At 39.5% G+C, this 26249-nt stretch carries 29 protein-coding genes; 7 read left to right on the plus strand and 22 right to left on the minus strand.

Translation table 11 applies throughout. The features are described 5' to 3' along the window. From PLE34_RS12725 to PLE34_RS12745, 5 genes are all read right to left on the minus strand, one after another. A partial coding sequence (locus PLE34_RS12725) for a heavy-metal-associated domain-containing protein (RefSeq protein WP_324557567.1) occupies positions 1 to 250 on the minus strand: 250 nt, incomplete at its 3' end. A 426-nt stretch (positions 251 to 676) separates the two neighbouring features. Next, a complete protein-coding gene (locus tag PLE34_RS12730; RefSeq protein WP_324557569.1) occupies positions 677 to 1735 on the minus strand; it encodes a hypothetical protein in 1059 nt (352 codons plus the stop codon). A gap of 238 nt (positions 1736 to 1973) precedes the next feature. Further along, positions 1974 to 3200, minus strand: coding sequence for a hypothetical protein (locus PLE34_RS12735; RefSeq protein ID WP_324557571.1), 1227 nt, complete (start codon positions 3198 to 3200; stop codon positions 1974 to 1976). Further along, positions 3197 to 3646, minus strand: a complete 450-nt coding sequence (locus PLE34_RS12740) for a Rieske (2Fe-2S) protein (RefSeq protein WP_324557572.1) — start codon at positions 3644 to 3646, stop codon at positions 3197 to 3199. Before PLE34_RS12740 ends, PLE34_RS12735 begins: the two co-directional genes overlap by 4 nt. Before the next feature lie 14 nt (positions 3647 to 3660). Continuing rightward, complete coding sequence (locus PLE34_RS12745) at positions 3661 to 4863, minus strand: di-heme oxidoredictase family protein (protein ID WP_324557574.1); 1203 nt, start codon at positions 4861 to 4863, stop codon at positions 3661 to 3663. Between the two features lie 105 nt (positions 4864 to 4968). Here PLE34_RS12745 and PLE34_RS12750 point away from each other — a divergent pair, with 105 nt between their 5' ends. Next, on the plus strand, positions 4969 to 5643 hold the full coding sequence (locus tag PLE34_RS12750; RefSeq protein WP_324557576.1) for a metal-dependent transcriptional regulator: 675 nt from the start codon (positions 4969 to 4971) through the stop codon (positions 5641 to 5643). Positions 5644 to 5660: 17 nt separating this feature from the next. Here the strand turns inward: PLE34_RS12750 and PLE34_RS12755 are convergent, their stop codons facing one another. The 6 genes from PLE34_RS12755 to PLE34_RS21870 all read right to left on the minus strand — a co-directional run bounded on the left by PLE34_RS12755 (position 5661) and on the right by PLE34_RS21870 (position 15537). Next, positions 5661 to 8108 carry a heavy metal translocating P-type ATPase gene (locus PLE34_RS12755; RefSeq protein ID WP_324557577.1) on the minus strand — a complete coding sequence of 816 codons (2448 nt, stop codon included), beginning with the start codon at positions 8106 to 8108 and terminating at the stop codon, positions 5661 to 5663. A gap of 6 nt (positions 8109 to 8114) precedes the next feature. Then, a complete protein-coding gene (locus tag PLE34_RS12760) occupies positions 8115 to 8729 on the minus strand; it encodes an MntP/YtaF family protein (RefSeq protein ID WP_324557579.1) in 615 nt (204 codons plus the stop codon). Then, entirely contained in the window at positions 8726 to 9328 is a 603-nt protein-coding gene (locus tag PLE34_RS12765) for a methyltransferase family protein (protein ID WP_324557581.1), read from the minus strand. Before PLE34_RS12765 ends, PLE34_RS12760 begins: the two co-directional genes overlap by 4 nt. Before the next feature lie 11 nt (positions 9329 to 9339). Next, positions 9340 to 10611 (minus strand): efflux RND transporter periplasmic adaptor subunit, encoded by a 1272-nt coding sequence (locus PLE34_RS12770; RefSeq protein ID WP_324557583.1) that lies wholly within the window; start codon positions 10609 to 10611, stop codon positions 9340 to 9342. Positions 10612 to 10625: 14 nt separating this feature from the next. Next, entirely contained in the window at positions 10626 to 14957 is a 4332-nt protein-coding gene (locus PLE34_RS12775; RefSeq protein WP_324557584.1) for a CusA/CzcA family heavy metal efflux RND transporter, read from the minus strand. Between the two features lie 259 nt (positions 14958 to 15216). Next, positions 15217 to 15537: a DUF6660 family protein gene (locus PLE34_RS21870; RefSeq protein ID WP_502875874.1), complete on the minus strand. Its 321-nt coding sequence runs from the start codon at positions 15535 to 15537 to the stop codon at positions 15217 to 15219. Positions 15538 to 15778: 241 nt separating this feature from the next. Between PLE34_RS21870 and PLE34_RS21875 the strand changes: the two genes are divergently transcribed. Then, positions 15779 to 16084: a DUF6660 family protein gene (locus PLE34_RS21875; RefSeq protein ID WP_502875875.1), complete on the plus strand. Its 306-nt coding sequence runs from the start codon at positions 15779 to 15781 to the stop codon at positions 16082 to 16084. A 48-nt stretch (positions 16085 to 16132) separates the two neighbouring features. After that, a complete protein-coding gene (locus tag PLE34_RS12780) occupies positions 16133 to 18289 on the plus strand; it encodes a TonB-dependent receptor (protein ID WP_324557586.1) in 2157 nt (718 codons plus the stop codon). Positions 18290 to 18610: 321 nt separating this feature from the next. On the opposite strand, the gene PLE34_RS12785 is transcribed toward PLE34_RS12780, so the two are convergent. Next, the gene (locus PLE34_RS12785) at positions 18611 to 19099 is read right to left on the minus strand and encodes an FAD-dependent oxidoreductase (protein WP_324557588.1); all 489 of its coding nucleotides are present in this window, start codon (positions 19097 to 19099) and stop codon (positions 18611 to 18613) included. A 131-nt stretch (positions 19100 to 19230) separates the two neighbouring features. On the opposite strand from PLE34_RS12785, the gene PLE34_RS12790 reads away from it, so the two are divergent. From PLE34_RS12790 to PLE34_RS12805, 4 genes are read left to right on the plus strand one after another with little or no spacing between them, the layout of a single operon-like run. After that, positions 19231 to 19608 (plus strand): ArsR/SmtB family transcription factor, encoded by a 378-nt coding sequence (locus tag PLE34_RS12790; protein ID WP_324557589.1) that lies wholly within the window; start codon positions 19231 to 19233, stop codon positions 19606 to 19608. Next, positions 19605 to 20237, plus strand: coding sequence for a mercuric transport protein MerTP (gene merTP, locus PLE34_RS12795; protein WP_324557591.1), 633 nt, complete (start codon positions 19605 to 19607; stop codon positions 20235 to 20237). Before PLE34_RS12790 ends, merTP begins: the two co-directional genes overlap by 4 nt. 56 nt (positions 20238 to 20293) lie before the next feature. Continuing rightward, on the plus strand, positions 20294 to 20509 hold the full coding sequence (locus tag PLE34_RS12800) for a GDCCVxC domain-containing (seleno)protein (protein WP_324557592.1): 216 nt from the start codon (positions 20294 to 20296) through the stop codon (positions 20507 to 20509). A 1-nt stretch (position 20510) separates the two neighbouring features. Then, positions 20511 to 20924 (plus strand): bleomycin resistance protein, encoded by a 414-nt coding sequence (locus PLE34_RS12805; protein WP_324557594.1) that lies wholly within the window; start codon positions 20511 to 20513, stop codon positions 20922 to 20924. Between the two features lie 45 nt (positions 20925 to 20969). Here the strand turns inward: PLE34_RS12805 and PLE34_RS12810 are convergent, their stop codons facing one another. The 10 genes from PLE34_RS12810 to PLE34_RS12850 all read right to left on the minus strand — a co-directional run bounded on the left by PLE34_RS12810 (position 20970) and on the right by PLE34_RS12850 (position 26239). Beyond that, positions 20970 to 21440: a JAB domain-containing protein gene (locus PLE34_RS12810; protein WP_324557595.1), complete on the minus strand. Its 471-nt coding sequence runs from the start codon at positions 21438 to 21440 to the stop codon at positions 20970 to 20972. A gap of 368 nt (positions 21441 to 21808) precedes the next feature. Beyond that, a complete protein-coding gene (chrA, locus tag PLE34_RS12815) occupies positions 21809 to 22936 on the minus strand; it encodes a chromate efflux transporter (RefSeq protein WP_324557596.1) in 1128 nt (375 codons plus the stop codon). 5 nt (positions 22937 to 22941) lie between these two features. After that, a complete protein-coding gene (locus PLE34_RS12820) occupies positions 22942 to 23154 on the minus strand; it encodes a hypothetical protein (protein WP_324557598.1) in 213 nt (70 codons plus the stop codon). 42 nt (positions 23155 to 23196) lie between these two features. Then, positions 23197 to 23928 carry a hemerythrin domain-containing protein gene (locus PLE34_RS12825; protein WP_324557600.1) on the minus strand — a complete coding sequence of 244 codons (732 nt, stop codon included), beginning with the start codon at positions 23926 to 23928 and terminating at the stop codon, positions 23197 to 23199. Continuing rightward, the gene (locus tag PLE34_RS12830) at positions 23900 to 24322 is read right to left on the minus strand and encodes a DoxX family protein (protein WP_324557662.1); all 423 of its coding nucleotides are present in this window, start codon (positions 24320 to 24322) and stop codon (positions 23900 to 23902) included. Before PLE34_RS12830 ends, PLE34_RS12825 begins: the two co-directional genes overlap by 29 nt. 126 nt (positions 24323 to 24448) lie before the next feature. Next, positions 24449 to 24583: a helix-turn-helix domain-containing protein gene (locus tag PLE34_RS21880; protein ID WP_502875877.1), complete on the minus strand. Its 135-nt coding sequence runs from the start codon at positions 24581 to 24583 to the stop codon at positions 24449 to 24451. A 303-nt stretch (positions 24584 to 24886) separates the two neighbouring features. After that, complete coding sequence (locus PLE34_RS12835; RefSeq protein WP_324557601.1) at positions 24887 to 25051, minus strand: hypothetical protein; 165 nt, start codon at positions 25049 to 25051, stop codon at positions 24887 to 24889. A 104-nt stretch (positions 25052 to 25155) separates the two neighbouring features. Beyond that, a complete protein-coding gene (locus PLE34_RS12840) occupies positions 25156 to 25341 on the minus strand; it encodes a helix-turn-helix transcriptional regulator (RefSeq protein ID WP_324557603.1) in 186 nt (61 codons plus the stop codon). Positions 25342 to 25405: 64 nt separating this feature from the next. Then, a complete protein-coding gene (locus PLE34_RS12845; RefSeq protein WP_324557605.1) occupies positions 25406 to 25804 on the minus strand; it encodes a helix-turn-helix domain-containing protein in 399 nt (132 codons plus the stop codon). Positions 25805 to 25834: 30 nt separating this feature from the next. After that, positions 25835 to 26239, minus strand: a complete 405-nt coding sequence (locus tag PLE34_RS12850) for a helix-turn-helix domain-containing protein (protein WP_324557606.1) — start codon at positions 26237 to 26239, stop codon at positions 25835 to 25837. Between the last annotated feature and the right edge of the window lie 10 nt (positions 26240 to 26249).

Here is a 26249-nt window from a genome sequence, read left to right on the forward strand (position 1 = left end):
TGTTTAATACCGGGAAAGATTTCTTTACAGTAGCTACATCATAGCCTAAATCCCGGATTGCTTTCACGGCTTTTGGCACTACATCAACGGCGTCATCCGCATCAATGACAGCCCTGTTATTATTGAGTTCTACTTTGTGAGCAGTGATGCCTTTTACTTTACTTAATCCTTTATCAACAATCAGGGCGCAATGTTCGCTGTCCACTCCTTCCAGTGGCATATAAATAGAATTGTTATTATCTTTTGACATATCCTTTCAATTTTAATAATAGCAAAACTACTGTCCTGAAAGGCTGCTGCTGTTATATAATTATGGGAAAAAGTTACATTTTTTAGGATTAAAACATGATCTATAAAACGCTAAAGGCGAATTCAATCCTCAGTTTTTCCCAAGTCATGGCGATTGTTCCGTTATTATTTTTTCCGGCGGTAATAAAATATTGCAGTCTTTCTGTAAGTGAATTTTTCTTTGGCTTTTATTTAATCCTTACTATTTCGTCTTTTCATCATATTCCGATGCCAGGTGTTGTTTCCAGTGTTTGTTTATAATAACTGTCCATTCCTTTTTCCCGGAAGTTCATACAAAAAGCTGAGGATTTTCCAGTTCCTGTTTTACTACCATTACACAGCGTTTACAAACCATGTTTTTTAATATAGCGATACATCTTTATTGAACCTACAAGCTTAATATTCTTGAATGTATTTGATTTTCATTTTCCCAAACACACAAAATTTGCTCATTCCCAATGGCTTTGAGAACCGGAGTAGTGCCTTTGCCCAATATTTTTTTCTCCCCTTGAGGTAACAAGCATATAACGGCTCCTTTTTCTATCCAGGCGTATACATTTTTTCCATCTGCTATTTCCAAAGTGCAATTCCTTCCTTCCCCGATTTGCTGCTCAGGCTTCCCGGGCTCACAGGCATATATTTTTCCTTTCCTGTTCCAGACCGTTTGTGCTTTGTTATTCTGTACTACCAGACTGCCGCCGTCCATAGGACAACCATTTAAAGCCCAGCTTCCCGTCCCTAATTTTTGAGCATTGCTAAAAGTAAGCCCTCTATTATTTGATTGAATTAAATATAAATCCCTGTTTCCATTTAACCAGTTACGAAACATAACATAAACATTATTTCCTTCTATAACCACGGAAGGCTTGCAACATTCACATACTGTTGTATCCGGAGAAGCATAGATCATTACGTTTTTTGACCAGGTTTTGCCGCCATCATTTGATCCTGCACCAACTATTTTATTATGCTTATCCCGCAGGTCGAGCCATACAGCATAAAGATTTCCCTGATTACCACTTAGCGCCATCAATTGTTCTTTTGCTACTGTATCTGTATCATTTACCCTGGCAGATTTTATCCAGTTACCTGAATCTGTCATGTTATATGAAAAAATATCACCTTCCTTATTGCAGGCGATGATAGTTAATCCATTTGATGTGGTAGCAATTTGCGGCCCGCGCATATGTGAAGCGGCAAGCCCTGGTAAAACCGAAACTAAGGCTGGAGCAGAAAACGATTTGCCGTGATCTGTTGACGCAGCATACATGATACTGTCACCACTACCAAAAACGATATGAAAATTACCAGTATTATCATTTGTTGCGTTTGGCATTTGACCATTCCCTATTATTACTTCGGAAGTGATATCTTGTGGTCTTCCATCTTTACAGCTTGTAAGTGATGCACCAATAATTGTTGTAATGACTAATAAACTGAATTTCATATAACAGGATTTTGATTTTAATAGCATTTAAACTTTGAAAAGTTTCAAATCGCTATATTACTTTATAGACTATGCAAGTTAAGGTTTCCTGCTTTGTATGATTTTTGTTCTTGAAAGATGGAGTAGTTTTTAAAAAAGCTGTGTTATTTTTAACTTGAAAGGGTATTAGTTGATCTTTCAGAATTTTATGTTCATTTATGAAAGTAAATAATGAAAAGATTGAGAAAATCTGAGTGATCTAGAAATACGTTGAAAATCCAAACTGAAAGCCTGCCAGCTTTGATGGAGGGTTTCCCAGCAGATCAGTTTGCCAGTTATACCTGTAATTGAATCGTATTACTGTTTGGCCTGCCGGACGCCAACTTATTGCCGGCACTACGGAAATAATATGGTCGGCTATATTATGCCCGGTTGATTTAAAAGACCCTTTATTCCAATCCACATATTCAAATCGTACTGCTGCATTTAGAACTGCCTTGTCAAATCCAAACATAGGTTTTTTGATAATGGGTTGAACAATATCTATGAAGCCTCCTTGTTGTTTTCGGCCAAATTGTTCTGTGTATGTGTCGGCAATATCTACATTTACCCATGCCCATTCACCGTTAATAAAAGTGTTGGTTTTTGAAATGGTGGTATTAAAATCAACAGCAAACACATTTAGCCGACGTTTCTTGTCTAAGATTAGTCCATCATCTTTAAACTTATTGTACACCCCACCCATATAGGATAATCCGAGCTCCCCGATTTTACTGTTTTTTACTGCAATTTTTCCTGTCAGCAAAGGGCTTCCGTTGAAACTTTCTTCAAAGCGGTCGCCATTTTCTTTGGCAGCAGGCAGAAATGTTTTATTCTCCGAATTTGAAATGATACTTTCATCAAAGCCATTGGTCAGGTAGGCTTCATAAGCGTATACCCAATTTTTTTTGTATTTTTTTCCAAATATGCCAAAACCAACATTACTCCAGGTTGCAGGCAACATTTGCGTTGCAGAAATGGGGCGATCAACAAATTCCCATTTGGGTCCGTCATGGTTTTGATTGAATCCCCCGATCGGGTTCATCACAACGCCACCTCTAAAGTTCAGTAAGGGAGCGAATTCAAAATCAACAGAAGCAAATTCTATATTTATTTCTTTTGTACCATCTTCAAATTCGATTTCAGATAAAAATTTTATTCTTTTTGCAATGGACGAGGAAATAAATAGTGTTAATCTGCGCATCTGGAACTGATGACCTTCGCTCACGCCATCCTCACTTAAATATTGATAATTGGCTTCAACATAACCTCCCAAAGCCACTGGTAACTTTCCAAGCTGGATAAATGGACGGTTATATACGGCATCCATATTCAATTGTAAACCGGATGTGTCTTTTAAAGGCTTTCTCAATAATTCAGGATCGATCTGCCCAAAAGCAACACGCAATGCTAAAACGAATGAAAGCAGTAAGAAAAGCTTTTTCATAATTGTTTTCTCAGGTCTATGAATAATTCGTTATTGGTAATTATCACAGGAAATGTTCTCAGACCATTATCGGCAGGGCCATTGGTAACCTGGCCTTTATTATTGAATTCACTGCCATGTGCCGGGCATTGCAGAAAATCCCCGGATGCCTGTAGTTCAGTTCCCTGGTGGGTACACTTCATCCATAAAGCTGAGTACTCCTGTTCGTTGAACCTGTATACGCATATAGGATATTGCAGTGCATCATTTCGTACAATGATAAATGATCTGTAAGCTGTATTTCCTTTTTGCCTTATCATAAATTCATCTTTGTTCACTGTTAACCCATCTTTTGCCAGATTGCCGGAAGTATACCTGGTGAAAGTGCAGGAAGGAAGTAAAGAGGAAATTGCTGTTGCAGACATACAGGCAGTGCAGGCATTTACAATAAAATCTTTTCTGGTCATGCTATATTTTAAAGTTATAAGGATTCAAGAAACCTGATAATGCTAATTTTGTCTGCTGAAGAAAGCCCTTGAAAATTGATTTTACTCTGTGATGCCTCACCGCCGTGCAACAGAATAGCTTCTTCAATACTTTTGGCCCGTCCATCATGCATTAAAAAAAGTTGTCCTCCCTGAGAATTCTTCGACAAGCCCAATCCCCACAAGGGCGGAGTTCTCCATTCGGCTGGTAACGCTGTTCCTTCAGTATAACCATCATTCAAATCCGGGCCCATATCATGCAATAGCAAATCGGTATATGGAAAGATGGTTTTATTTGATAAAGCTGCAATGGAAGACAGTCCGGTTTGAAGTTGAGGTGTATGGCATTTACCGCATGAAATATTCATGAAAAGCTGTTTTCCTGCAATAACATCCGCGTCATTTTGATTTCTTTGAATGGGGGCTTTGAGTGTCTGGAGATAGAAGACTACATCCAATACAGTTTGATTTGAAATTTCGGGATCAACCTCCAGTCCGTCATACGTATTGTACGGCTCGTAAGTAGAATTAATTCCCATGTCCTGATTATACGCATTGGCAGTTTGCTGAAGAAGGTCATATACGGCTGCTTTTTTCCCAAAGCGCCCGATGTATTTTCCATTACGTTCAACTGTGCCTGGGCGTAGCAGGCTATATGAAGGTATATTTATCCAATTGGGCCGCCCTGATATTCCATCAGCATCTGCATCCTTTTCATCCGCCAAAGCAAGTATAGTGGCGTCTGTAATTGCTTCCAGTAATCCTAACCCGGTGTTGGCGGGTGGAGTAAATTTAGAAAAGGTAGCATCTGCCGGAATTTGTTCAGGTTGAAAACCCAGAAGAGCCCGTTGCTGCAGTTGTGGTCCTCCTAAATGAAGGAACCCGTTAGCTAATGTATCACTTTGCCCAAACCGGGTAAGTGTTGTGAAAGGATGTCCTTTACCATCGCCTGCATGACAGGAACCGCAGGAAGTAGCGACAAACCTGGGGCCGAGACCATTATTTACAGAGAATATTTCATCATTAAAAGCCACATCTCCACGCAAAAAAATCCTTCTCTGTTCGGGTGTTAATCCCTCCATTGGTCCATCAAGTATCTCGTCATCCGCCGGAGCCTCAGGCATTAATTTACCACAGGAAATGATGCCGGTAATTAACACCGAAAGAACAAGTATCCCCAGCAACTGTTTCTTCCCCATATGTTATGGACTTTGCAGCAAATATAATACAAGTTTTTATTAATCGAATAATAAAGTTAGATTAGTCTAAATAACAAGTTTCCCCAATATCTATACCTTTAACAGATGAAACCTGTCGTACAGTTAAGCTTTACAGAAGAAAATTATCTTAAGGCTATTTTTTCGCTCTCTGAAAGAAATGAATCGTTCGATACTTCAACAAGCGAGATTGCTGATAAAATCAAAACAAAGCCACCAACGGTTACCGATATGCTTCGCAAGCTCACTGAAAAAAAATTGATTTCTTACGAAAAATATAAGAGGATTCAATTAACCAAAGCAGGAAAGCAAGTAGCTATTCTTATCATTCGAAAGCACCGTCTTTGGGAAGTGTTTCTCCATGATAAGCTGGAATTCGCATGGGATGAAGTGCATGAGGTAGCTGAGCAATTGGAGCATATTCAATCGGAACAATTGATACTGCGACTGGAAAAATACCTGGGATTTCCTCAATATGATCCGCATGGCGATCCTATCCCTTCAGCCAGCGGGGAATTAAACGAGATAAAAAGAACCATCCTTTCAGAAGTTCAAGAAGGTAAAGCCTGCCAGGTTGTTGGAGTAAAGGATAGTTCAACTCTTTTCCTGCAATACCTTCAACAAATAAACGTAGGTATTGGAACAAAAATAAAAGTGATCGAAAAAATTCCTTTTGACGGCTCTTTAAAGATTATGCTAAAAAAGGATCATCAATTATCGGTATCAAAAAAATTCTGCGATAATGTACTCGTAACCTGTTAGCGTTTCTTCTCTGCTATTTATTTTTTATATGCCAGCAACCGCAATGCATTAAACACAACAATCAGGGTAGAGCCTTCGTGTGCAATAACTGCAGGTCCAATTGTTGCGATACCCAAAATGGTTAAAGGTATAAGCAAGGCTACCATCCCCAGACTAATGACCAGGTTCTGTTTGATAATGCCACTTGCTTTCCTGCTTAAACCAATAGCGAATGGAAGGAGTGAAAGTTTATCACCCATCAAAGCAATATCAGCAGTTTCCAATGCTACATCGCTGCCTGCCGCTCCCATCGCAATTCCTACGGTGCTGTTTGCCATGGCGGGGGCATCATTCACACCATCGCCCACCATAGCGACCTTACCTTCTTCCTGTTTTAATTTTTTAATGGCCTCAACTTTTTGTTCGGGCAAAAGACCTCCCCATGCATCGGTGATACCTGTTTGCTTTGCTATAGCTTCTGCTACCTGTTGATTATCTCCGGAAAGCATGATCATACGGCGAATACCCAATTGCTTCAATTGATCCAGCGCATTCTTTGCCTCTTGCCTTGGTGTATCCATTACGGAAAGTATTCCAATATAATCATTGTTTCTTCTCACCATCATAGTTGTACTGCCGGACGCTTCTAAATTTTTAACGTCATTGATTATCTGATCGCCGGGTTTATTTTCATCAAGTTTTTCAAATAAAGCAAGATTGCCTATGTAGATCGTATCGCTTCCTAACCTTGCTTTAATACCTTTACCCAGCACTGCTTCCAGGTCTTTTGCCTGCGGAATATCCCGGTCCTTTAATTTGTCTTTACCATTTTTTACTATGGCTTTTGCAATGGGGTGATCGCTCAGCGCTTCAACGGCTACTGCAATTTTTAGCAGATCATCCTCGTCCATCCCTGCACAGGGTATTACTTGTGTCAGTTTTGGCTTTCCTTCTGTTAAAGTCCCTGTCTTATCAAATGCTATTGCTGTTAAGCTTCCTAGGTCTTCTAAAGGTTTACCGCCCTTAATTAATACGCCTCCTCTTGCAGCCCTTGCTACGCCACTTAATACGGCACTGGGCGTTGAAATAGCCAATGCACAAGGGCTTGCTGCTACCAATACGCTCATTGCACGATAGAAGCTTTTGCTGAAAGGCTCATCTATAATTACAAATGAAAAACATAGTAAGGCTACCAGTACAAGTATAGCAGGAACAAAATACTTTTCAAATTTGTCGGTAAAACGTTGTGTAGGGGATTTTTGTGTTTGCGCTTCATTTACCATTTTTACGATCCGGGATATTGTTGAATCTGCCGCCAGCCGGGTTACTTTTATTTCCAGGGATTCATTACCGTTTATTGTTCCTGCAAACACCCTGTATTTAGCATCTAATTTATTTGCTTCGGCAATAGAGATTCCGGCATCTTCAACAGGAACCTTATCAACAGGAATGCTTTCACCAGTAATAGGAGCCTGGTTAACACTTCCATTTCCATTTATCACAATACCATCCGCTCCAATTTTGGTATTTGGTTTTACAACAATCACATCAGCTTCCTTCAGGTCCGTTATTGTCACTTCTTTTAATTCATTATCTGTTTTTAGCAAAGCTGTTTTGGGAGCTAATCCTGCAAGTGCAGCAATGGATTTTCGGGCTTTTTCCATAGCGAAATGTTCCAATGCATGTCCCAGGCTAAACAAAAAAAGCAACAATGCACCTTCTGCCCATTCGCCCAGAATAGCTGCGCCTATGGCCGCAACCAGCATTAAAAAATCTATTTCAAATCCACCCTTTACAATAGTTTGTATTGCTTCCTTTGCTGTAAAAAATCCACCAAAAAAATAAGCTCCAATATAAAAAGATAGAGGAACGGCTGCCGGAATTGAATCCATAAACGAAAGTCCAAAACCAATGCCTAATAAAGTGCCGCAAATTATACTGGAGATCAATTCTGTTTTCTCACCGAATATACCTCCATGACGTTGTTCATGTTCATGCCTTTCATGATCATGCTCCTTTTCATGAACATGAAAATCTTCAAGGTTTTGAATAGTCAGCCCGGAATTAGTAATTTCTTTTAATACTGTTTCTTGTTTTATTTCTTTTTGGTCAAACTCTATTTGTATTGCACCTGTTCCTGCAACAGCAGCCATTAGTACACCTTTAATGCCTTTTAGTTTCGCCTCTAAAATTCGTGCATGACGTGGTTGTCTTACGCCACTTGCCTGGATCAAAAGATGACCGTAACGTTCTGTCATTTTTGCACCGGCACTTTTCGCCAACTGTTGCACCCTGTCAAGCGAAATAATAGCCGGATCATAGTGAAAACAAAGTTGGGCTTCATCTTTCTTTTCTTCATTAATCAGATGTACCTTCTCAACGCCTTCTTTTCCTCTTAATAAAGAAATAATCCGTTGCACACATGCATCCCGTTCATCCGGGATTTCCGGCAATAAGAGATTCAAGTTAATTTGTATTTTTTCCATGTTATACTAATAGATAAAAAATGACAAGATACCTGTTACTATTAAAACACCCCCCGATATTAAACCTGCATTATGCTCCCATTTATGCCAGTTAATTTTCAGCAGGCCTTTATAGGCAAATCGTATCCATAAAAGCATTCCCGAAATGGAGACAACAGCATACATTAAGGCAATAGATACTAATAACCACCATCCTTTTGCCCCGGCCAATAAAAAGTACGCCTCAATCTCAAGGCAGGGCGAAAGAAACATGGCAATGATCAAGGCACCAATGATCTTGCTTTTGGGTTTACCGGATAGTTTCTGTTTTTGCAGATGAAAATGGTGGTGGACATAATGCTGTCTTACAAAATATAGCCCGATCAATATTAAAATGGAAGGTGCAATAAGGTGAGTAAAGTGATCAATTTGTTCATTCAACCCAATTCCGATCACACCAAGCAATACGCCAATTATAATGGTGCTGAGAACATGGGCAAGACCAGCGATAAAAGTTACCCGCTCAGTTTCCTTCAAACTCCATTGTTCTTTCTTTCCAATTGTAAGCACAGGAAGCCAGTGACTGGGAATTACTGCATGAAGCAGGCTGATTAAAAAGCTTCCAATTATAATGGATGTCATATAAGCCGTCTTACTGTTCTTTTATACTCTAAATAAGTTTGGCCATGCTGCTTTTCTAAAAATTCTTCTTCAAGCCTTATCTGAATCTGAATAATTATGCAGGTAGTAAAAAACAAAAAGAATGTCATCATATTTGGTAAAATAAGAAACAGGCCCATCACGCTGATCATCATGCCAAAGAAGATTGGGTTGCGACTGATTCTAAAAACACCATCCGTGACTAAATCCGTTTTGTTTTTTTTATCAATACCAATTCGCCAGCTATTATTCATTTTCCTTTGAGCAAGAAAAATCCAAACTAATGCAATATGAATTAAAATCAAACCTGATAATTGGTTTCCATATTTTTCAAGATACCAAATTGGCAACAGGTATTTGTAATGTTCACCCAAAACAGAAAAACATATAACCGTAATGAATAACAGGGCAATGAGAATTTTCATGATAAATCCTATATAATCATGCGCATTGTCACTCTTGCCAAAAGTGATAGGGTTAATGCCCGTTTGTTTAAAGGTTCTGTAGCTTGGCCAGATGAAAATAGCTGTTATATAGACAACTAAATAAAGGGGCAGATATATTTTTAAAAAACTATCCATAGTACAATGTTTTAATGACCATGTTCTCCTTCGCCTGCATTGGTCATCTTGGCTAATACAAAAAACGCCCCTTTCACTACAATCTTAGCGTCTTTCGGAATTGCTTTCAGCAAAGTGATTTCCGTATAGCCCACATCTGTTGTGCCTTTAACTACGGGTATTTTTTCAAAGGTCAGCCCTTTTTCTTCTTTATGATTTCCTTCTTCATGATGTTCTTCCCCGCCTGCCGGCAAGGCAGGTTCGGCATGTTCATCCGTTACCATAAAAATATAATCCTGTCCCGCAACGGTTACAATGGCATCTGTTGGGACGGCCGGTTTGCTTTTCCTGTTCAAACTTATGGCAGCGGTAATAGTCATACCGTCAATGAGTCCTGTTTTATCGCCCTGCACTTTTGCATGTACGGTTACGGCTTTGCTTTCTCCTTCAAAAGAGGAGCCCAGCGAATATATTTGTGCATCGTATTCTTTGCCCGGATTATTGGTGAGCGTAAAATGGATAAGTTGATTATTTTTTAGCTTTGGTATATCTTTTTCGTACACAAATAAATCCAAATGCAACTGGCTGTTGTCCACTATTCTGGCAACGGCTGTACTAAAATCTACGTAACTGCCCATTTCCACTTTTACATCGCTTACCTCACCGCTTATGGGACTTTTGATGGACAGCACGGAAATCAATTTACCATTTGAAAGATTAGCAGGATTGATACCCATTAGCAGGATTTGCTGTTCATAAGTTGATTTGGCCGTCCGCAATGTGCTTAGTTCCGTTTCAGCAGCCTGCAGGTTTTTTAACGCTCCGGCATTGCCCGCATTCAATTCTTTCTGCCGCTTTACTTCCAGTTCTGCCAAACCAATCTTTGCACTTACATTCAGGTAATCGCTCTGTACTTGTACAAATTCCGGGTTGGTAACGGTGGCAATCACCTGGCCTTTGGAGACCCTGCTGCCGGGCTGCACCAGCAATGATTTTATGACACCATTATAAACAGAGTTTACACTTGCTTTGTTTTGATTGGGCACTTTGAGCACCCCGTTTGCTTTTAGCGAAGCGGTTAGTTGTTTTTCTTCAATACCACCCAATTCAATACCAATGCTTTTTAACTGTGCATCGCTAAGTGAGGTGGTGTTGGTATTTTCGTGTTCATCTTCATGCTCTCCTTCCCCTGTTTTTTTGAGTTCTTCGGCGCTTGCAGCTTCTGCATTGCCTTTGCCACTGCAAGAAATAAAGCTCGGAGCAATCACAAAAGCTGTTATAACTATAATTAAATACTTTTTCATCTTTAAATACTTTTTTATTGATTGATGTAGTAATTGTATTGAATAACTGAATGGTTGTAGGCATTCAACACTTCCAAATAATTCTTTTGAATATCTATTGACTGGGTTAAGAATTGAGACAATTCCGCAAAACTTATTTCTCCTGACCGGTATGCCAGCGATGCGGCTTTTATGATTTCCTCAGCTTGCTTCAATCCTGTTGTTTCATAAAAAAATAAAAGGCTGTTATTCTTTTCCACTTCATTTTGTACCTGCGCCTGCTGAGTGGCGAACACCTGTTTGCCATATTCAAATTGCTTTTGTTGCACCGCCATATTTGCCCGTGCAACCTTTACTTTATTGCGATAAGCGTCTCCACCAAGCAAAGGAAATGCCGCTGTTACCGAAAAGCCGGTAAATGGATCTTTAGCTCCATACAACCGCTGACTGAAGAAACGCCCTGAGAACTCAGGCTTATTTTCATTTTTTATTACAGCAATTCCGGCATTGGCAATATTTATATTTTGTGTTTGCAAAGCCAGCGCCGGATGCATACTATCATTGGCGGCGCCATGCATTGTTAGTTTTTCCAACGGCTCCTGCATAGGCAATAGCTGTTCATTTGTATTAAGTAATTGCATCAACGACTGTTGCTGAATTTGTATATCATTACTTATTTGTTGTAACAGCGCCTGCAATTCTTTCATCCGTACACTTGCTGCAATGCTGTCCAACCCGGGGCTATCGCCTGTTTGCACTTTTAATATTGCCGCTTCATTCAGGGATTTATAAATACTGTCTAAGCGATGAAACAATTGTTGTTTATCCTGTAAATACCAAAGCTGGTAATATACTGTTCGCACATCTCTTTTAATATCGGCGTCAATAGCGGCGGTACCCGCCTGGTAATATTTCAATTGTTGTGTGTACAGGTTTTTTTGTGACCTGTACAAACCGGGCCATGCAATATTTTGTGACAGGCCAATTTTTAAGACGCCTTTGTTATCACTTGGTCGCATGTCTTCATTTTCGGCAAATACACCGGTTTTGGGCAATGCGGTTGCGGTTCGTATTTGTGCTTTCCCTTTATTTATCTGCTGGTTATTTATTTCGTATTGCAGGTTGCTTTTTGCTGAAGTTATAGCTTCATTAATATCAATTCTTTTTGGCTGTTGTGCCTGTACACTGCCAGAAAAGGTTAACAATGCAATTATTGCAATAGCAGGCAAAACTATTTTCCCTCCAGGGCGGGCAGGCATTTTCTTTTTTCTTTTTGTTGAAAAAATGATATAGAGTAGTGGCAGCACTACCAGTGTAAGAAATGTAGCGGTAATCAATCCACCAATTACAACAGTAGCTAATGGCTTTTGTACCTCTGCCCCTGCACCAGTGGACAATGCCATTGGAATGAACCCTAATGAAGCAACAGTTGCCGTCATCAATACAGGTCGCAAACGAATTTTTGTTCCTTCAAGCACCCTTTGTATAATGTCCTTTATTCCATCTTTTTCCAATTGATTGAATGTGCTTATCAGGACGATGCCGTTTAATACCGCCACTCCAAACAAGGCGATGAAACCCACACCTGCTGAAATACTAAAAGGCATTCCTCTTAACAGCAATGCAAACACACCACCTATAGCACTCATGGGAATGGCTGTAAAAATCAACAAAGCTTCTTTCATAGAGCCAAAGGCGAAATAGAGCAACAGGAAAATCAAAGCAAGGGCCACAGGCACCGCGATTCGTAACCTTGCCGATGCTTCCTGCAGGTTTTCAAATGTGCCGCCATAAGTATAATAATAGGCGGTGGGCAACATTTTAGCAGCGTTCAGTTTTTCCTGTATCTCTGCTACCACACTGGCCACATCACGGTCTTTTACATTAAACCCAACTACTATTCTTCGCTTGCCGTCTTCACGACTTATCTGTGCCGGACCCTCTTTAAAGGAAACCGTTGCCACCTGTGATAATGGAATTTGACTGCCATCGGGGGTTGCTACATATAAATTGCTTACATCATCAATAGAAGTACGACTGGCACTATCCAACCTCACTACCAAATCAAATTTTCTTTCGTTTTCAAAAACCACTCCGGCCGCCTCACCCGCAAACGCTGTACTGATCGTGTGATTAATGTCTTCAATATTCAAACCATAACCGGCAATCTTCGCCCTGTCGTATTGAATAGTTATCTGCGGCAGGCCGGTGGTTCTTTCCACCTGTGGATCTGTTGTTCCTTTTACCGATTGCACTATTGCGGCCACTTTGGGTGCAAGTACAGCCAGCGTATCAATGTTTTCTCCAAATATTTTAATAGCTACATCCTGCCTTACACCTGTCATTAATTCATTAAACCGCATTTGAATGGGTTGCGACGCTTCAAAGAAAACACCGGGAATGATTTCCAATTTTTTCATCATCATTGCGGCCAATTCATTATAATCGTTGGTAGTTGTCCATTCGCTTTTTGGTTTCAGCGTAATGATAAGATCTGAAGCTTCCGGTGGCATAGGGTCAGTGGGTACTTCGGCGCTTCCTGTTTTACCTACCACCATTTCCACTTCGGGAAATGATTTGATGATGCGGCTGGCCTGCATGGAAGTTTCCACACTTTGGGTAAGTGAGGTACCCTGCGGTAGTATGCAGTGGAATGCATAGTCACCTTCCTGCAATTGAGGGATAAATTCGCCCCCCATCCTGCCAAAGATGACCAATGCAATTGCCAGTAATGCTACAGCGCCACTCACCACGGTGTATTTCATTTTGATGGCCCAACGTATTAGCGGTGAATATCCGCGTTGAAAGAAATTCATCAGCTTGTCGGCAATCGTTTTCCTGTGCGATATATTTTTAGACAGGAACAGGGCCGATGCCATAGGTATGTAGGTAAGAGAAAGTATCAATGCTCCCAGAATAGCAAAGCTTACGGTCTGTGCCATTGGCCGGAACATTTTGCCCTCAATGCCCTGTAAAGAAAGAATGGGTAGGTAAACGATTAAAATAATAATTTGCCCGAAGGCCGCCGAACTCATCATTTTTTTCGCACTCCCTTCCACGGCTTCATCCATTTGCTGCTGGGATAGCTTGCCCGTTATTTTTTTAGCCACTAAAAAATGCAGTGTTGCTTCTACAATGATAACCGCACCATCTACAATCAAACCAAAATCTATGGCTCCCAAACTCATGAGGTTGGCGCTAACACCAAATATATTCATCATACCCAATGCAAACAGCATGGAAAGCGGAATGGCAGAAGCTACAATCAAACCCGCCCGAAGATTGCCCAGGAATAATACCAGCACCAGCAATACAATCAACGCCCCTTCAATTAAATTTGTTTTCACGGTATTTACGGCGCGGTTTACCAAACTTGTCCTATCCACATAAGCTTCTATCTCCACATCATCCGGCATTGCTTTTTTAATGATTTCCATTTTGGCCTTAACCCTTTCCACTACGGCCGCACTATTTGCCCCCTTAAGCATCATTACAATACCGCCTACTACTTCTTTTTCACCATTGTAGGTAACAGACCCATAACGAACAGCATTACCCAATTGTACTTCTGCCACATCCTTTACCAGAACAGGAATATTATTTACTTTTTTAACAACAATATTTTTTATATCATCCATTGAACCAATTAAACCGATACCACGGATAAAATAGGCGTTTGGTTTTTTATCAATGTAAGCACCGCCGGTATTTTCATTATTCTTTTCCAGGGCGGAGAATATTTCGGCAATGGTTGTATTCATAGCCTTCAGGCGGTTAGGGTTTACCGCTACTTCGTACTGTTTCAGCAAACCGCCAAAACTGTTTACTTCCGCTACACCTGCCGTGCCATATAATTGCCGTGCTACAATCCAGTCCTGCATGGTACGCAAATCCATGGCCGAGTATTTATCTTCCGAACCTTTTTTGGGATGAATAACATATTGGTAAATTTCACCCAGGCCGGTGCTAACAGGTGCTAACTCCGGTGTGCCAATTCCCTTTGGAATTTTTTCTTCAGCTTCTTTCAGTTTTTCATTAATTAACTGACGGGCAAAATAAATGTTAATGTCATCATGAAAAACCACGGTGATAACCGATAAACCAAACCTTGATATGGAACGCATTTCTTCGAGGTCGGGAAGGTTGGCAAGGCTTTGTTCAATAGGATAGGTAACCAATTGTTCTGTTTCCTGCGCGGCCAAAGTTGGGGTAAGTGTAATAATCTGTACCTGGTTATTGGTAATGTCCGGCACGGCATCAAGCGGAAGTTTGGATGCGCTCCATACCCCCCAGATGATAAGGGCCAGCGTCATTAATCCGATAATCAGCTTATTTTTTATACTGAAACGAATGATTGTATTGAGCATAATTTTATTTATGAGTTGATACAAGACGATAGTACCTGATCATGATGCCAGCAATGGCCATCAACATAATAATACCAAGCAGTATCATTGTTATTAATTTTGTAACCCGCATCCACTTTGGTTTTACAGGATCTTTTATTTTGCTGTAAACAGGTTTTTTACGGGTTGATGACTTCGATTTAGCCATAACCTCAATTCGTTGAAAAGGTGACAAATTAAATGTAGAAAGTGCATAGACAAATGCACTGAAGATTAGATATTATACAGCTAACTTAGGAGGCTGCCAGATAGAATAATATGTTTCAGTATTGAAAGCTATGTTATAGATGAGATACCTTTCTGATTGAAAAATAACTTTTGTAACCTGTATTTTAGATGATGGAGAATAAAATGCTGAAACGGCGCAACAAGAGCATGTACAAAAAGGAGTACAGGCTTCCTTAGTATGATTGTGTTGCTGATGATTATTAGAAGTTGAAATTTTTACTTCAGCTCTTACATTACACTCCTTACTGTCGCTGCATGGGAGGCATGACAAGTAGATCATAAAAAAACCTAAAAAGGAGAATAAAAATTTCATTGTTGCAAAAATAGCGTGTTACGATTCAATTTTATATAAAAAAGAAGATAAAATTAGTAATGAAGTTGCAAAAAGCGTCTGTTAGCGAGACAAAATTATTATCACAATGAATTAATTTTTGGTACGTAGGTAAAACAAAAGGCGGTATTCCCGGGGAAGTTATGTGCTGCTTATTTTAATGGCAGCAGGCTGCTGATATAATAAGCAAAGCCTATCAAAAATTAAGTTAGTTTTGCCACCTGTGAAAATAATTGCCTTTATATTCTCCTTTTATATCCTTTTCTGTGCAGTTTTTCCCTGCTTCGTTTTTGATAATTGCGAACAGGAAGAGCATACGGCCGGGTCGGCAGAGCCTGGGGAACACAATAATTGCAAAGGTTGTTCACCGTTCTCTATTTGCTCGGTAGCAAATGGATTTACCGTAACAAATAATGACCCATTGATTGAACCAAGTGGATTTTATATCCAGGTCAGCTATAGTAGTTTTTATTTCTCTTTCACTTCAGAATATTACTCCAGCCTGTTCCAGCCACCCCGCAGCATCTGATAAATCAGAACAGACTGAATTAATTATTTACTTTATTCTTTACAATCAATGAAAAAAATACTCTTTGTATTTTTAGCGGCTTTCTGCGCTATCAATACTTATTCGCAGCATACCATAAAATTATCTGTGAAGAACAGCAGTGATAAAACGCCTCTTGCCGGCGCAACTGCAACTATAACCTCGCTAAATAAAGCGGCTGCTGCAGACACCACAGGTATTATAACTTTTACAAATATTCCAACAGGTACATATGTTATCAAAGTATCTTATACAGATATGGAAGACATGGAAGTAACTGTGCCGGTGCCACAAACGGACAATGCAGTTGCGGAAGTTCTGTTAGAAGAAGGAGACGAGCATGAAGAAGAAATCATTGTTTCTGCAACAAGAACAAGTCGTTCGATAAGCGATATCCCGACAAGAGTTGAAACTATTTCAGGAGAAGAGTTAACAGAGAAAGGTAACATGAAGCCGGGTGATATACGAATGTTGTTAAATGAAAGCACCGGTATTCAAACACAGCAAACCTCTGCTACTTCTTATAACTCATCTATCCGGATACAGGGATTGGACGGACGGTACACACAAATACTAAAAGATGGCTTTCCGCTATACGCAGGATTTTCCGGCGGATTAAGCCTTATGCAGATAGCGCCCCTGGATTTAAAACAAGTAGAGGTAATTAAAGGGTCTTCATCCACCTTGTACGGTGGTGGTGCAATCGCAGGACTTGTAAACCTGGTATCAAAAACGCCAACAGCAAAAAGGGAAATCAGCTTTTTGGCCAATGCCACATCTGCAAAGGGTTTAGATCTAAGTGGGTTCTATAGTCAGAAATTTAAAAGCGTAGGTTTAACGGTTTTTGGTTCCCGTAATACGGGCAGCGCTTATGACCCTGCGGATATTGGACTGACTGCTATACCAGAGTTCGAACGATATACGATTAACCCAAGATTGTTTATCTATGGAGTGAAAACTAATGCTAATGTAGGATTCAGTTATATTAAAGAGAAGAGAACAGGAGGTAGCATGGACTATATTAAGAACGGCACATCCGGTTATTTTGAACAAAACAAGACTGACCGGTTTACTACACAGGTGGATGTGCAACACAAATTAAGTGAGAGCAGCAACCTGAATTTTAAAAGCAGCTTCTCCAATTTCAACAGGCTTATTACGGTGCCAACTTACACATTTGAAGGAACACAGCAATCCTCGTATTCAGAACTGAACTTTACGCATAAAAGAGAAAAAGCTTTCTGGATAGCAGGTGTTAATTTCCTCACGGATGATTTTAAGGAAAAGAAACACAATCCAACTGCACTTAGAAATTACTCTTATACCACCTATGGTGTCTTTGTACAGAACACCTGGACACCAGTACCTGATTTTTCATTGGAAACCGGTTTGAGGGGAGACTATGTGAAACAATATGGCTTTGCACTATTGCCACGCATATCTGCTATGCTAAAGGCTTCGCAAAAACTCACTATCAGGCTGGGCGGTGGTTTAGGTTATAAAACACCTACGGTATTCAATGAAGATGCAGAGAAAATTCAATTCCAGAATATTTTACCAATCAATCAGCAGATCGCCAATAACGAAAAGTCTGTTGGTGGTAATCTTGATTTTAATTACCGTACAAGGGTTGGCGAAGTAGGTATCGCCATAAACCAGCTTTTCTTTTATACACGCCTTAGCAAGCCCTTGGTTTTAAGACCTGCAACCGGTGGCAACTTTGAGTTTGTGAATACGCCGGGATTTATAGATACAAAAGGAATGGAGACAAATCTACGTTTTAGTTATAGTGATTTTAAATTATTCATTGGCTATACGTATGCAGATGTGAACACTCATTTCAGTGGCAATAAAAGCTGGTTTCCGCTAACGGCAAGACACAGGCTGAACAATGTGCTGATGTATGAAATCGAGGACAAATTAAAGATCGGTTTGGAAGCCTATTATTTCAGCCCGCAGAAATTAGGTGACGGTACAGTGGGCAAATCCTATTGGATAAGCGGGCTAATGGCTGAAAAGCTTTGGGAAAAGTTTTCCGTGTTTATCAACTTCGAGAATATTTTCGATACAAGACAAACGAGATTTGATTCTATTTATACCGGGAGTATAAACAATCCCATTTTCAAGGATATATATGCACCTGTGGATGGCTTTGTAGTAAATGGCGGCATAAAGATTAGACTTTGATAAAAGAGAGGAAGCCTCAAAAATTGCCCCTGTTTTTACCAGGCTCTTTGTTTAAAAGTATACCTTTATTTTGGTTTAGTCTTCAGGCATAATAAATGCTAAATCAGGCCCGTGATTCACGGGCTTGATTTTCATCATCCTCCACCTCACTTAGCTTTGAGTTCCTTTCCCGATCTTTTTGCCTTTTGGTGTTCCAGGCCTAAAACAACAACCATTTTCCCATCGCAAATAAATTGCTGCAGTTCAAAGCTGATTATTTCTGTTTGTGTGGGGATGTTATTGATAAATGTTCTGACACCTTCGGTTCCCTCAAATATGGCTTTAGGAATTACCTGGGTTCCGTGGTATATCCAAGTTTTCGGGTACATGCAAAACAAAATCTTCATCTGCAATGATCCGTTCCGAATAACCGCCGAAAGTTTGTTTGCCCAAATGTTTATTTGCTCCGATATAGGTTTGGATATTTTCCTTTGCACAATATTGTTCTAATCCATCTTTGCAGTATTTGCACTCACGGCAACTATCCACCATGCAACCTACGCCTTCAAGATTAAACCGCAATTTTCTTTTTCCATTTGCAATTAAATTAACCGCCCTTGCTTTTTCTCCCTGTTTAATCGCTTCATTGGCTATTCCCATTTGATCAAATATCTCCAATGAACGTGCATGTATGACTAATGCTCTTGACTGTGTAGTGTGATCTTCATTTTTATCAATAATGCGAAACGGCACCTGGAACATTGCCAGTTGGGCTGCCATCATTAAGCCTGACGGCCCTGCACCAGAGATTAATACCGTAGGATTATTCATTTTAATTATCAGAAAGTTATGCCATAATCTCTTGGGAGCCATATTTCTGCATGGTAAAACTGAATAGAGTCATGTATTTAAGCATTTGCTTAAATGCGAAAAAAAGCTTTTCTTTGTTTCATAATTGCTTTATGGAACCAACAAAATGTATCAGGGTATTTGCTGATCAGGCACAGATCAGCGAATGCAAAAACAAGCTAAAGGCAAATGCGCTTTCATTTTCCCAATTGAGCAAAGTCCTTGAACTGGCAGGCAACGAAGTTCGTCTGAAAATACTATATCTGTTGGAAGAAGAAACTGAGCTTTGTCCTTGTGATATCAGCGATATTTTAGGTATGTCTATTCCGGCTGTATCTCAGCATTTGCGCAAATTAAAAGATGGAAATATTATTGAATCAAGACGGGAAGGTCAGACTATTTATTACTCGCTTAAAGAAGAACACCTGAAGGTTCTGAAGCCATTTTTCAAATATATCAATCAGCAAAATTTAAAGAGTCAAACGGTATGACAAGGATAAAATCACTTGACACATTTACAGGTGCAGGTGTTCTATCTGCTATAGCAGCTTCGCTTTGTTGTATAACACCGGTTATTGCATTATTAGCCGGGAGCAGCAGTGTAGCCGCTAATTTTTCCTGGCTTGAACCAGCAAGACCTTATTTAATAGGATTATCAATTGCTGTATTAGCATTTGCCTGGTATCTTAAATTAAAACCAGCTAAAACAAATGATGTGGATTGTAATTGCGAAACAACAAAGAAGGTTTCATTCCTTCAATCCAAAACCTTTTTGGTGATAGTAACTGTTTTTGCTATTCTAATGATGACTTTCCCATTGTATGCAAAAGTGTTTTATCCAAAACCAAAAGTGCAGGCAGCAACAGTTGTAGCCGTTGATAACAAACAACAGGCAAAATTCACCATACAAGGCATGACCTGTGAGGCTTGCGAAGAGCATGTAAATAATGAGTTGTCAAAAGTAACAGGTGTAGTAAGTTACAAAACTTCTTATGCCACACGGAGCAGCTTAGTAGATTTTGATAGATCAAAAGTTAATGAATCTGCTATTGAAACTGCAATTAATAAAACAGGTTACAAAGTAAAAAGTTATGTCCTTGTAAAACCCCCGGCTCAATAAATGCTTATAGTGCAGTTTGTAAAAACGGCAAATCCTGCTTCGAAAAACAATAGATTATGGAAACGACTGTAATACTCCAATCAACAATCACCTGCCCACATTGCGGTTTTCAGAAAGAAGAAACAATGCCTGTAGATGCTTGTCAATATTTTTATAAGTGTACAAATTGTGAAACTATCCTAAAACCAAAGCAGGGAGATTGCTGTGTATTTTGCAGTTATGGAAATGTGGCTTGTCCACCAATACAGTTGAATAAATCATGTTGTACATAATATGAAAATGATAAAGACCATTCCTGCCCTTCCTGTTCAGGATATAAAACAATCAATGGAATTCTATACAACTAAGCTGGGCTTTACAATTCGTCATCATGATGATGGCTTCGTCATAGCTGTTCGTGATGAAGTCGAAATACATTTATGGAAGTCAGGAGATGAAACCTGGAAAACCAAGGGAGCGGCTTTGGCTGCAGAGCCTATTTGCAGCGGTGCTGAAAGTTTCTTAGCCGGTACCGCCAGTTGCCGTATTGAAGTACAAGGTATCAATGAGTTGTTTGAAGAATATAAAAAGCAAGGTGTCATTTATAATCCTGATACGGTTGTTGAAACTCAACCCTGGGGAACAAGGGAGTTTCCGGCATTGGACCATCACCGCAACTTGCTCACATTTTATGAACGTACTGAGTAGTCGCACCAGGTATGCCCTTTTATAGTTGCATAAAAAAAGGGTGCTTTACAGCAGCCCTTCGTCAGCAAAGGAGTAATAGTTTTCTACGCTGACGATGATATGATCAATCAAATGAATTTCAAGATACCTCGCCGCTTCTTTAATTTTATAAGTCAGTTCTACATCCGCCCTGCTTGGCTTTATACTGCCTGACGGATGATTATGGCTTAGAACAAGGGCACAGGCACCCGCCTTCAAAGCAGCTATCAGAATGAGACGGGGATCAGCGACAGTGCCGGTTATTCCGCCGCTGGAAACGGGGTAGATTCCCAATACCTTATTACTTCTGTTAAGAAGCAACACCTTAAATTCTTCCTGCAATTCTATCAGTTCCTTGTTCCATAATTGCAAAAAGAGTTCATACATGTCAGATGAACTTTGCACTTTAGGGCGTTCAGACAGCTTCACCTTTGTTTTATAAACAAGTTCTACTTCGGCTACCTGTGTCCATGCTAATTGAGTGTTTGTACTTTCCATAATTCATTGTTTTAAAGTGATTGAAATAAATTAGGAAAGCACTACCGGCCCGCGCCGGATTTGCGCAAAGAGGAACGCAATAAATGAAGGCCTTGTGCGAAAGGATCAGTGTTTATGGCGTAGTTCCTTGCCAGCATATCCCAGGCAAGGACCGAACTTTGTGAAATAATTGATGCAATAACTTCATGATGCTTAAAACACTCAATAGCGCATGTTCTAAAAAGGAAAGGTTAGAAGTTAAAAAAAAGGCAGCATTTTAAGAACAGTAAAGGCAGCTTGCCTTATGCCGTGAGTTTATACTACTATTGCGAATCTGCGGTTGCTTTATTTACTGCAACATGCGACTGACAAATCTATAAATAGGTTATTTAAAGCAGTGTTAGCAAATATCCAAGCAATGCACCGCCTGAAACAATGAAAGCAGTATTCATCTTTTTGAAATAACTGGTAATAAAAAAACTGATCATTGCTATCAAAATTGTTCTCCAGTCCAACAGAGTTGCTCTGCCCATTTCAATGATTACTGATAAAATAATAGCTATGGAGACGATGTTGATGGTATCCAGGAATGCTGACATCAATGCGGACTTCCTTAGTTTAGGTATTAATGGATTGAGAAAAGCAACCAATAAAAAAGAGGGGGCAAAAATACCTGCAGTTGCTGCAATAGCACCGTTTATTCCGTTGATTTGCCAACCAATGAAAGTAGCTGACGAAAAAACCGGACCTGGTGTAAACTGACCAACTGCAATAGCATCTATCAATTGTTGCTTGCTAAGTATTCCTTTAGCAACGAACTCAGCATCCAAAAACGCAAAGAGTACATAACCACTGCCATAAAGAAGGGAACCTATCTTTAGAAAAATCCAAAATAATCTGAAGTCTGTTGAATGAACAGGTGCATTCGAAATTTGCAATAGAACAAAAGGAAAGACACCATTAACAGATTTCCCGGGCGACTTAAAAAGATGTAGTAAGATGCCTGCCAATCCACCGCCAAAGAGCGCATATATTTCATTGAATCCTGCCAGTACCGCAACTGCCGCCAATAATCCAATGACGCCTAATTCTATACTTTTTAAAGCTTTTCGGCCCAACCTGATCATGAGGGAAACTATTACAGCTATGATGGCTGGCTGAATACCATACAGAAAGGGTTTTACCTGGGGCAGTTGACCATAGCTTTGGTAAGCCCATGCAAAGGCTGCTGTAATTAATACCGCGGGTATGATAAAACAGCAACCGGCAACAATCAAACCTTTCCATCCTGCTCTTTCATGGCCAATGTGCATGGTCATTTCAGTAGAATTGGGGCCGGGTATTAAATTGGTTGCGCCTACTAAATCTAAAAAATGATCTTCGGTCATCCAACCCTTTTTCCTTACCACTTCTTCTTCCATCATAGCAATATGCACAGCGGGGCCACCAAAGCCAATCGTACCTAATTTTAGAAATAATTTTGCTATTTCCGCCAGTGAACTCCCTTCCGTTTTCACCTTGTTTAGTTTTTCCAGGCAGGTTCATTTTTTTGTTCGTAATCTGTAAATGCTTTCTTAAGCCCGGTAATCACTTCTGCGCAGACTTCAAAAAGCGCCTTACCCGATGGATCATCCATTTTCTCAACATCCCTGCGCAAATGATCTATAAGTGTGTCAAATTCTTTCTTCACATTAGATGTATGCTCCAGCGGATTGCTTGTGTTTTCATTTTTCATAATTTCTCTTTTAAAGATTAAATATTTCATGATCAAAATAAACTACGCCTGTGGGGTAAATTGAGCCAGCTCGTAAATGTTTAAAGACTTTTCTATGGCAGCTACTTTTTCCACCATTGTTTCAAAGCCATTTTCGCCAAAGAGCCTGTGTTCATTTTTTTCAAATTCTTCACCCAGGCTATCATACTCATGTTTTGAAACGATTTTTCTGAATGCCGGAAACAGAACCATGTCCTCTCTTGCTTCATGAGGACGGTACATGGCATTAAAACTGGTAAGGCATTGCGCCAATTCTTGATTTTCGGTTTCACTGGCGGTGGTTGATTTGGTAAGTTGTATGATCTGATCAGTTAATCTTCTGCCTGCCTGGTGCTGTTGCAAAAGCACCTGCACCAAACCGGTTAACTGGTTGGCCTTTTGAAAGCGGGGAAACAAATAATTTTCTTCCTGTTTTTCGTGATAATCCTCTACAAATGTTCGGATGATGCCAGCGGCATTGGCTAAGGTTTCCTTCGGGAAGGACTCTTTATTGGCAAGATGCACTTTGCAGGTATCATAAATAAGCAATATCCTATTCAATAAGCCGTGTTCCTGCATTAAATCTTCAGGTGGTGAAACTTCCTGCCCTTCACCTTCTTCTTCCTCTTGGTCTCTACAACCTGGTAGCAAACTTATCCCGGTGATGCCAGAAAAAGTTACGATCAATCCTCTCTTTACAAAGGTTCGCCTGTGCGTGGAAGAACTTTCATTTTGCTGATTTGCTTCCTGTTTCATATCGTTTATTTTGAAGATGTGCAATCTTTTTATCTATTGAGTAATTGCCGCCGCCGTAAATAAGAAGGTAAACCAACAGGATCGTCATAACAAAATCAGTCCTGTATTCATGGGCCATTGACCAAAATCCCTTATTTGTAAGAATAGGTATTTTAGTAGAGATAAAGGCTACTACCATTATTATTAGCAGCGGGATAGCAGCAAAGCGGGTTAGCAATCCAATTAATAATAAGATGCCGCAAATGATTTCAAATGTACCGGTGAAATAAGCCCAGAAAGAAGGATTAGTGAGCCCGATTTTTTCGAAACGTCCAGTGCCGGTTGTCTCAGGCGTTATATACTTTTGCAATCCTTCAGAAAGAAATATTAAACCTACGGCTAACCTGCAAAGGATTGTTGGAGTATCGGCCGTTCATATTATCCTGTTCATGCTGCGACAGTATTATGACTGTACTAAGACTTTAGCAAAATTGATGCAATAAGTTTTGTAAATCATGGTAAAAATGAAAATAGTATGGTATCAGGCATTTGTCAGTCTAAAGGATTGCGGGGTAAATCCTACCAGTTTTTTAAAATATTTGACAAAATAGGATGGATCTGAAAAATCAAGTGTGAAGGAAATTTCTGGAACAGTTTTATCAGTGTATATGTGCAGTTAAAATAATCCATAGTCCAGGTAGCGACTGGATTTTGATCACTTTGCATGTCTAAAATTACAGTCTTTCAATGCTAAATTGCGTCAAAATATTCGCTTTCATGGTTTTCATCCTCATGGTATTGCAATGACGCTCCTCTCACCAAAATTTGCCTGCGTGTGAAATTTAAAATTGCCGGAAAAGTTTATGTTTTTCCGACAACTTATTTTGGAGGATTTTTAAAACGAACACCTATTTATTGGTCATCTTATTTTTCTCTTATTTTTTCATACCCTTTATTACATCCTCTTTGGTCAGCCCTGCTATATTTTGTCAGGATCAGCGGCGTTTTCCTGTGATGAGAAAGTAAGTTTTTGCATATATTCCGGGTTTCCACCATTCATCTTCTCTTTTACAATATCGCCGTAAGCTGTGCAGGCTTCTTCAACAGTTTTCTTTCCTGTTATAATATTGTGAGCTAAGTTCAAAGCCCCGGGCATTCTTGTCCGGGACTTATAATTTCGATCGGTAATGTTATAATGGTTTATCCGGCATAAAATCTTTAGGAGAACATTTAAACAATTTAGCTAATTCATTTATGTGCTGGGCATTGTAATTTTGCTCTAAAATTCGGACTTTCAATATGCCCAATAAATCCAGTTGATAAATTTAGATGAATAGCTATATCTTCCTGGGTCAGGCCATCCCTGTCTCTCAATTTTTTAACCTGAGAAATTACAAAATGATCAATTTTACTTTTTTTATTACTCTTTCTCATTATAATTTGCAAGGAATGGAAAGAAATTAGTAGGGCTTCCTATACAGATAAATTGACGTCCCTTCTATTTCTTTGTTTTCTTCACCTCCTCGTACTTCTCTCTTTCTTTCTGCAAAAGCTTTTCGAACATTTCTATTGCTTGTTCAATTGGGAAATTATTAAACGTGTGATTATTACTTACAGCACTTGTTTTAACACCGCAGTTTTCATAGAAGTTAATAGTATTATATAAAACGGTTTCTTCATTGAATCTTTTCAACCCATCCAATGTCACACCCAATGCTGCTGCTATACCGTCCAATCTCTGATCATCAATTTGTTCGGTTTGTTCCATTTTTGATACAGCCTGTTTGGATATATGCAATGCCTCACCTAGTTCAGTTTGCGTCATTCCACGGAGCCGACGAACTCTCTCAATCTTTCTGCCCATGTGAACAATATTAGCATAGTCTTTTGTTTCCATTGCCTGCGAATATTAAACGAATGAAAAAAATTATTTTCCCTCTTTTAAGATATCTATCTTCTCCCTTTCACTTTGTAATAGCCGTTCGTATAACTCAATAATTTTATCAACTGGATTAACCTGTTGTGAAATAGCGTAAGTAGTTGCTCCTTCAGATATTGTTGCCTCCCGATAATTATGATGATTGATATTATAAACAGATCTTTCCAAGTCGAAGCTTCTTATTAATTCCGGTGAAACACCTAATGCATCGGCAATTTGTTTCAACAAGCCGTCTTCAATATCTTCTTGTTGTTCGATTTTTGAAATTGTTTGTTGGCTCATGTTTAAGTCAGAAGCTAAGGCATCCTGTTTTACGCCCAAGTAAACACGAACTCGTTGAAGATTCTGACCAATATGTTTTTTAACTGGTTGTTCCATTGTCTCTGTTTCCATAAAATAGTTT

It is taken from the genome of Agriterribacter sp., assembly GCF_035445465.1.
Taxonomy (GTDB): domain Bacteria; phylum Bacteroidota; class Bacteroidia; order Chitinophagales; family Chitinophagaceae; genus Agriterribacter.

Bases quoted from the DNA above. Each gene is read 5' to 3' on its own strand.
- PLE34_RS12845 (WP_324557605.1), bottom strand. From the start codon at position 25,804: ATGGAAACAAAAGACTATGCTAATATTGTTCACATGGGCAGAAAGATT.
- PLE34_RS12750 (WP_324557576.1), top strand. From the start codon at position 4,969: ATGAAACCTGTCGTACAGTTAAGCTTTACAGAAGAAAATTATCTTAAG.
- PLE34_RS12825 (WP_324557600.1), bottom strand. From the start codon at position 23,928: ATGAAACAGGAAGCAAATCAGCAAAATGAAAGTTCTTCCACGCACAGG.
- PLE34_RS12760 (WP_324557579.1), bottom strand. From the start codon at position 8,729: ATGACATCCATTATAATTGGAAGCTTTTTAATCAGCCTGCTTCATGCA.
- PLE34_RS12810 (WP_324557595.1), bottom strand. From the start codon at position 21,440: ATGGAAAGTACAAACACTCAATTAGCATGGACACAGGTAGCCGAAGTA.
- PLE34_RS21870 (WP_502875874.1), bottom strand. From the start codon at position 15,537: ATGAAATTTTTATTCTCCTTTTTAGGTTTTTTTATGATCTACTTGTCA.
- PLE34_RS12790 (WP_324557589.1), top strand. From the start codon at position 19,231: ATGGAACCAACAAAATGTATCAGGGTATTTGCTGATCAGGCACAGATC.
- PLE34_RS12735 (WP_324557571.1), bottom strand. From the start codon at position 3,200: ATGAAAAAGCTTTTCTTACTGCTTTCATTCGTTTTAGCATTGCGTGTT.
- PLE34_RS12765 (WP_324557581.1), bottom strand. From the start codon at position 9,328: ATGGATAGTTTTTTAAAAATATATCTGCCCCTTTATTTAGTTGTCTAT.
- merTP (WP_324557591.1), top strand. From the start codon at position 19,605: ATGACAAGGATAAAATCACTTGACACATTTACAGGTGCAGGTGTTCTA.
- PLE34_RS12770 (WP_324557583.1), bottom strand. From the start codon at position 10,611: ATGAAAAAGTATTTAATTATAGTTATAACAGCTTTTGTGATTGCTCCG.
- PLE34_RS12805 (WP_324557594.1), top strand. From the start codon at position 20,511: ATGAAAATGATAAAGACCATTCCTGCCCTTCCTGTTCAGGATATAAAA.
- PLE34_RS12730 (WP_324557569.1), bottom strand. From the start codon at position 1,735: ATGAAATTCAGTTTATTAGTCATTACAACAATTATTGGTGCATCACTT.
- PLE34_RS12800 (WP_324557592.1), top strand. From the start codon at position 20,294: ATGGAAACGACTGTAATACTCCAATCAACAATCACCTGCCCACATTGC.
- PLE34_RS12755 (WP_324557577.1), bottom strand. From the start codon at position 8,108: ATGGAAAAAATACAAATTAACTTGAATCTCTTATTGCCGGAAATCCCG.
- PLE34_RS12780 (WP_324557586.1), top strand. From the start codon at position 16,133: ATGAAAAAAATACTCTTTGTATTTTTAGCGGCTTTCTGCGCTATCAAT.
- PLE34_RS12785 (WP_324557588.1), bottom strand. From the start codon at position 19,099: ATGAATAATCCTACGGTATTAATCTCTGGTGCAGGGCCGTCAGGCTTA.
- PLE34_RS12850 (WP_324557606.1), bottom strand. From the start codon at position 26,239: ATGGAAACAGAGACAATGGAACAACCAGTTAAAAAACATATTGGTCAG.
- PLE34_RS12820 (WP_324557598.1), bottom strand. From the start codon at position 23,154: ATGAAAAATGAAAACACAAGCAATCCGCTGGAGCATACATCTAATGTG.
- PLE34_RS12745 (WP_324557574.1), bottom strand. From the start codon at position 4,863: ATGGGGAAGAAACAGTTGCTGGGGATACTTGTTCTTTCGGTGTTAATT.
- PLE34_RS12840 (WP_324557603.1), bottom strand. From the start codon at position 25,341: ATGAGAAAGAGTAATAAAAAAAGTAAAATTGATCATTTTGTAATTTCT.
- PLE34_RS12775 (WP_324557584.1), bottom strand. From the start codon at position 14,957: ATGCTCAATACAATCATTCGTTTCAGTATAAAAAATAAGCTGATTATC.
- PLE34_RS12740 (WP_324557572.1), bottom strand. From the start codon at position 3,646: ATGACCAGAAAAGATTTTATTGTAAATGCCTGCACTGCCTGTATGTCT.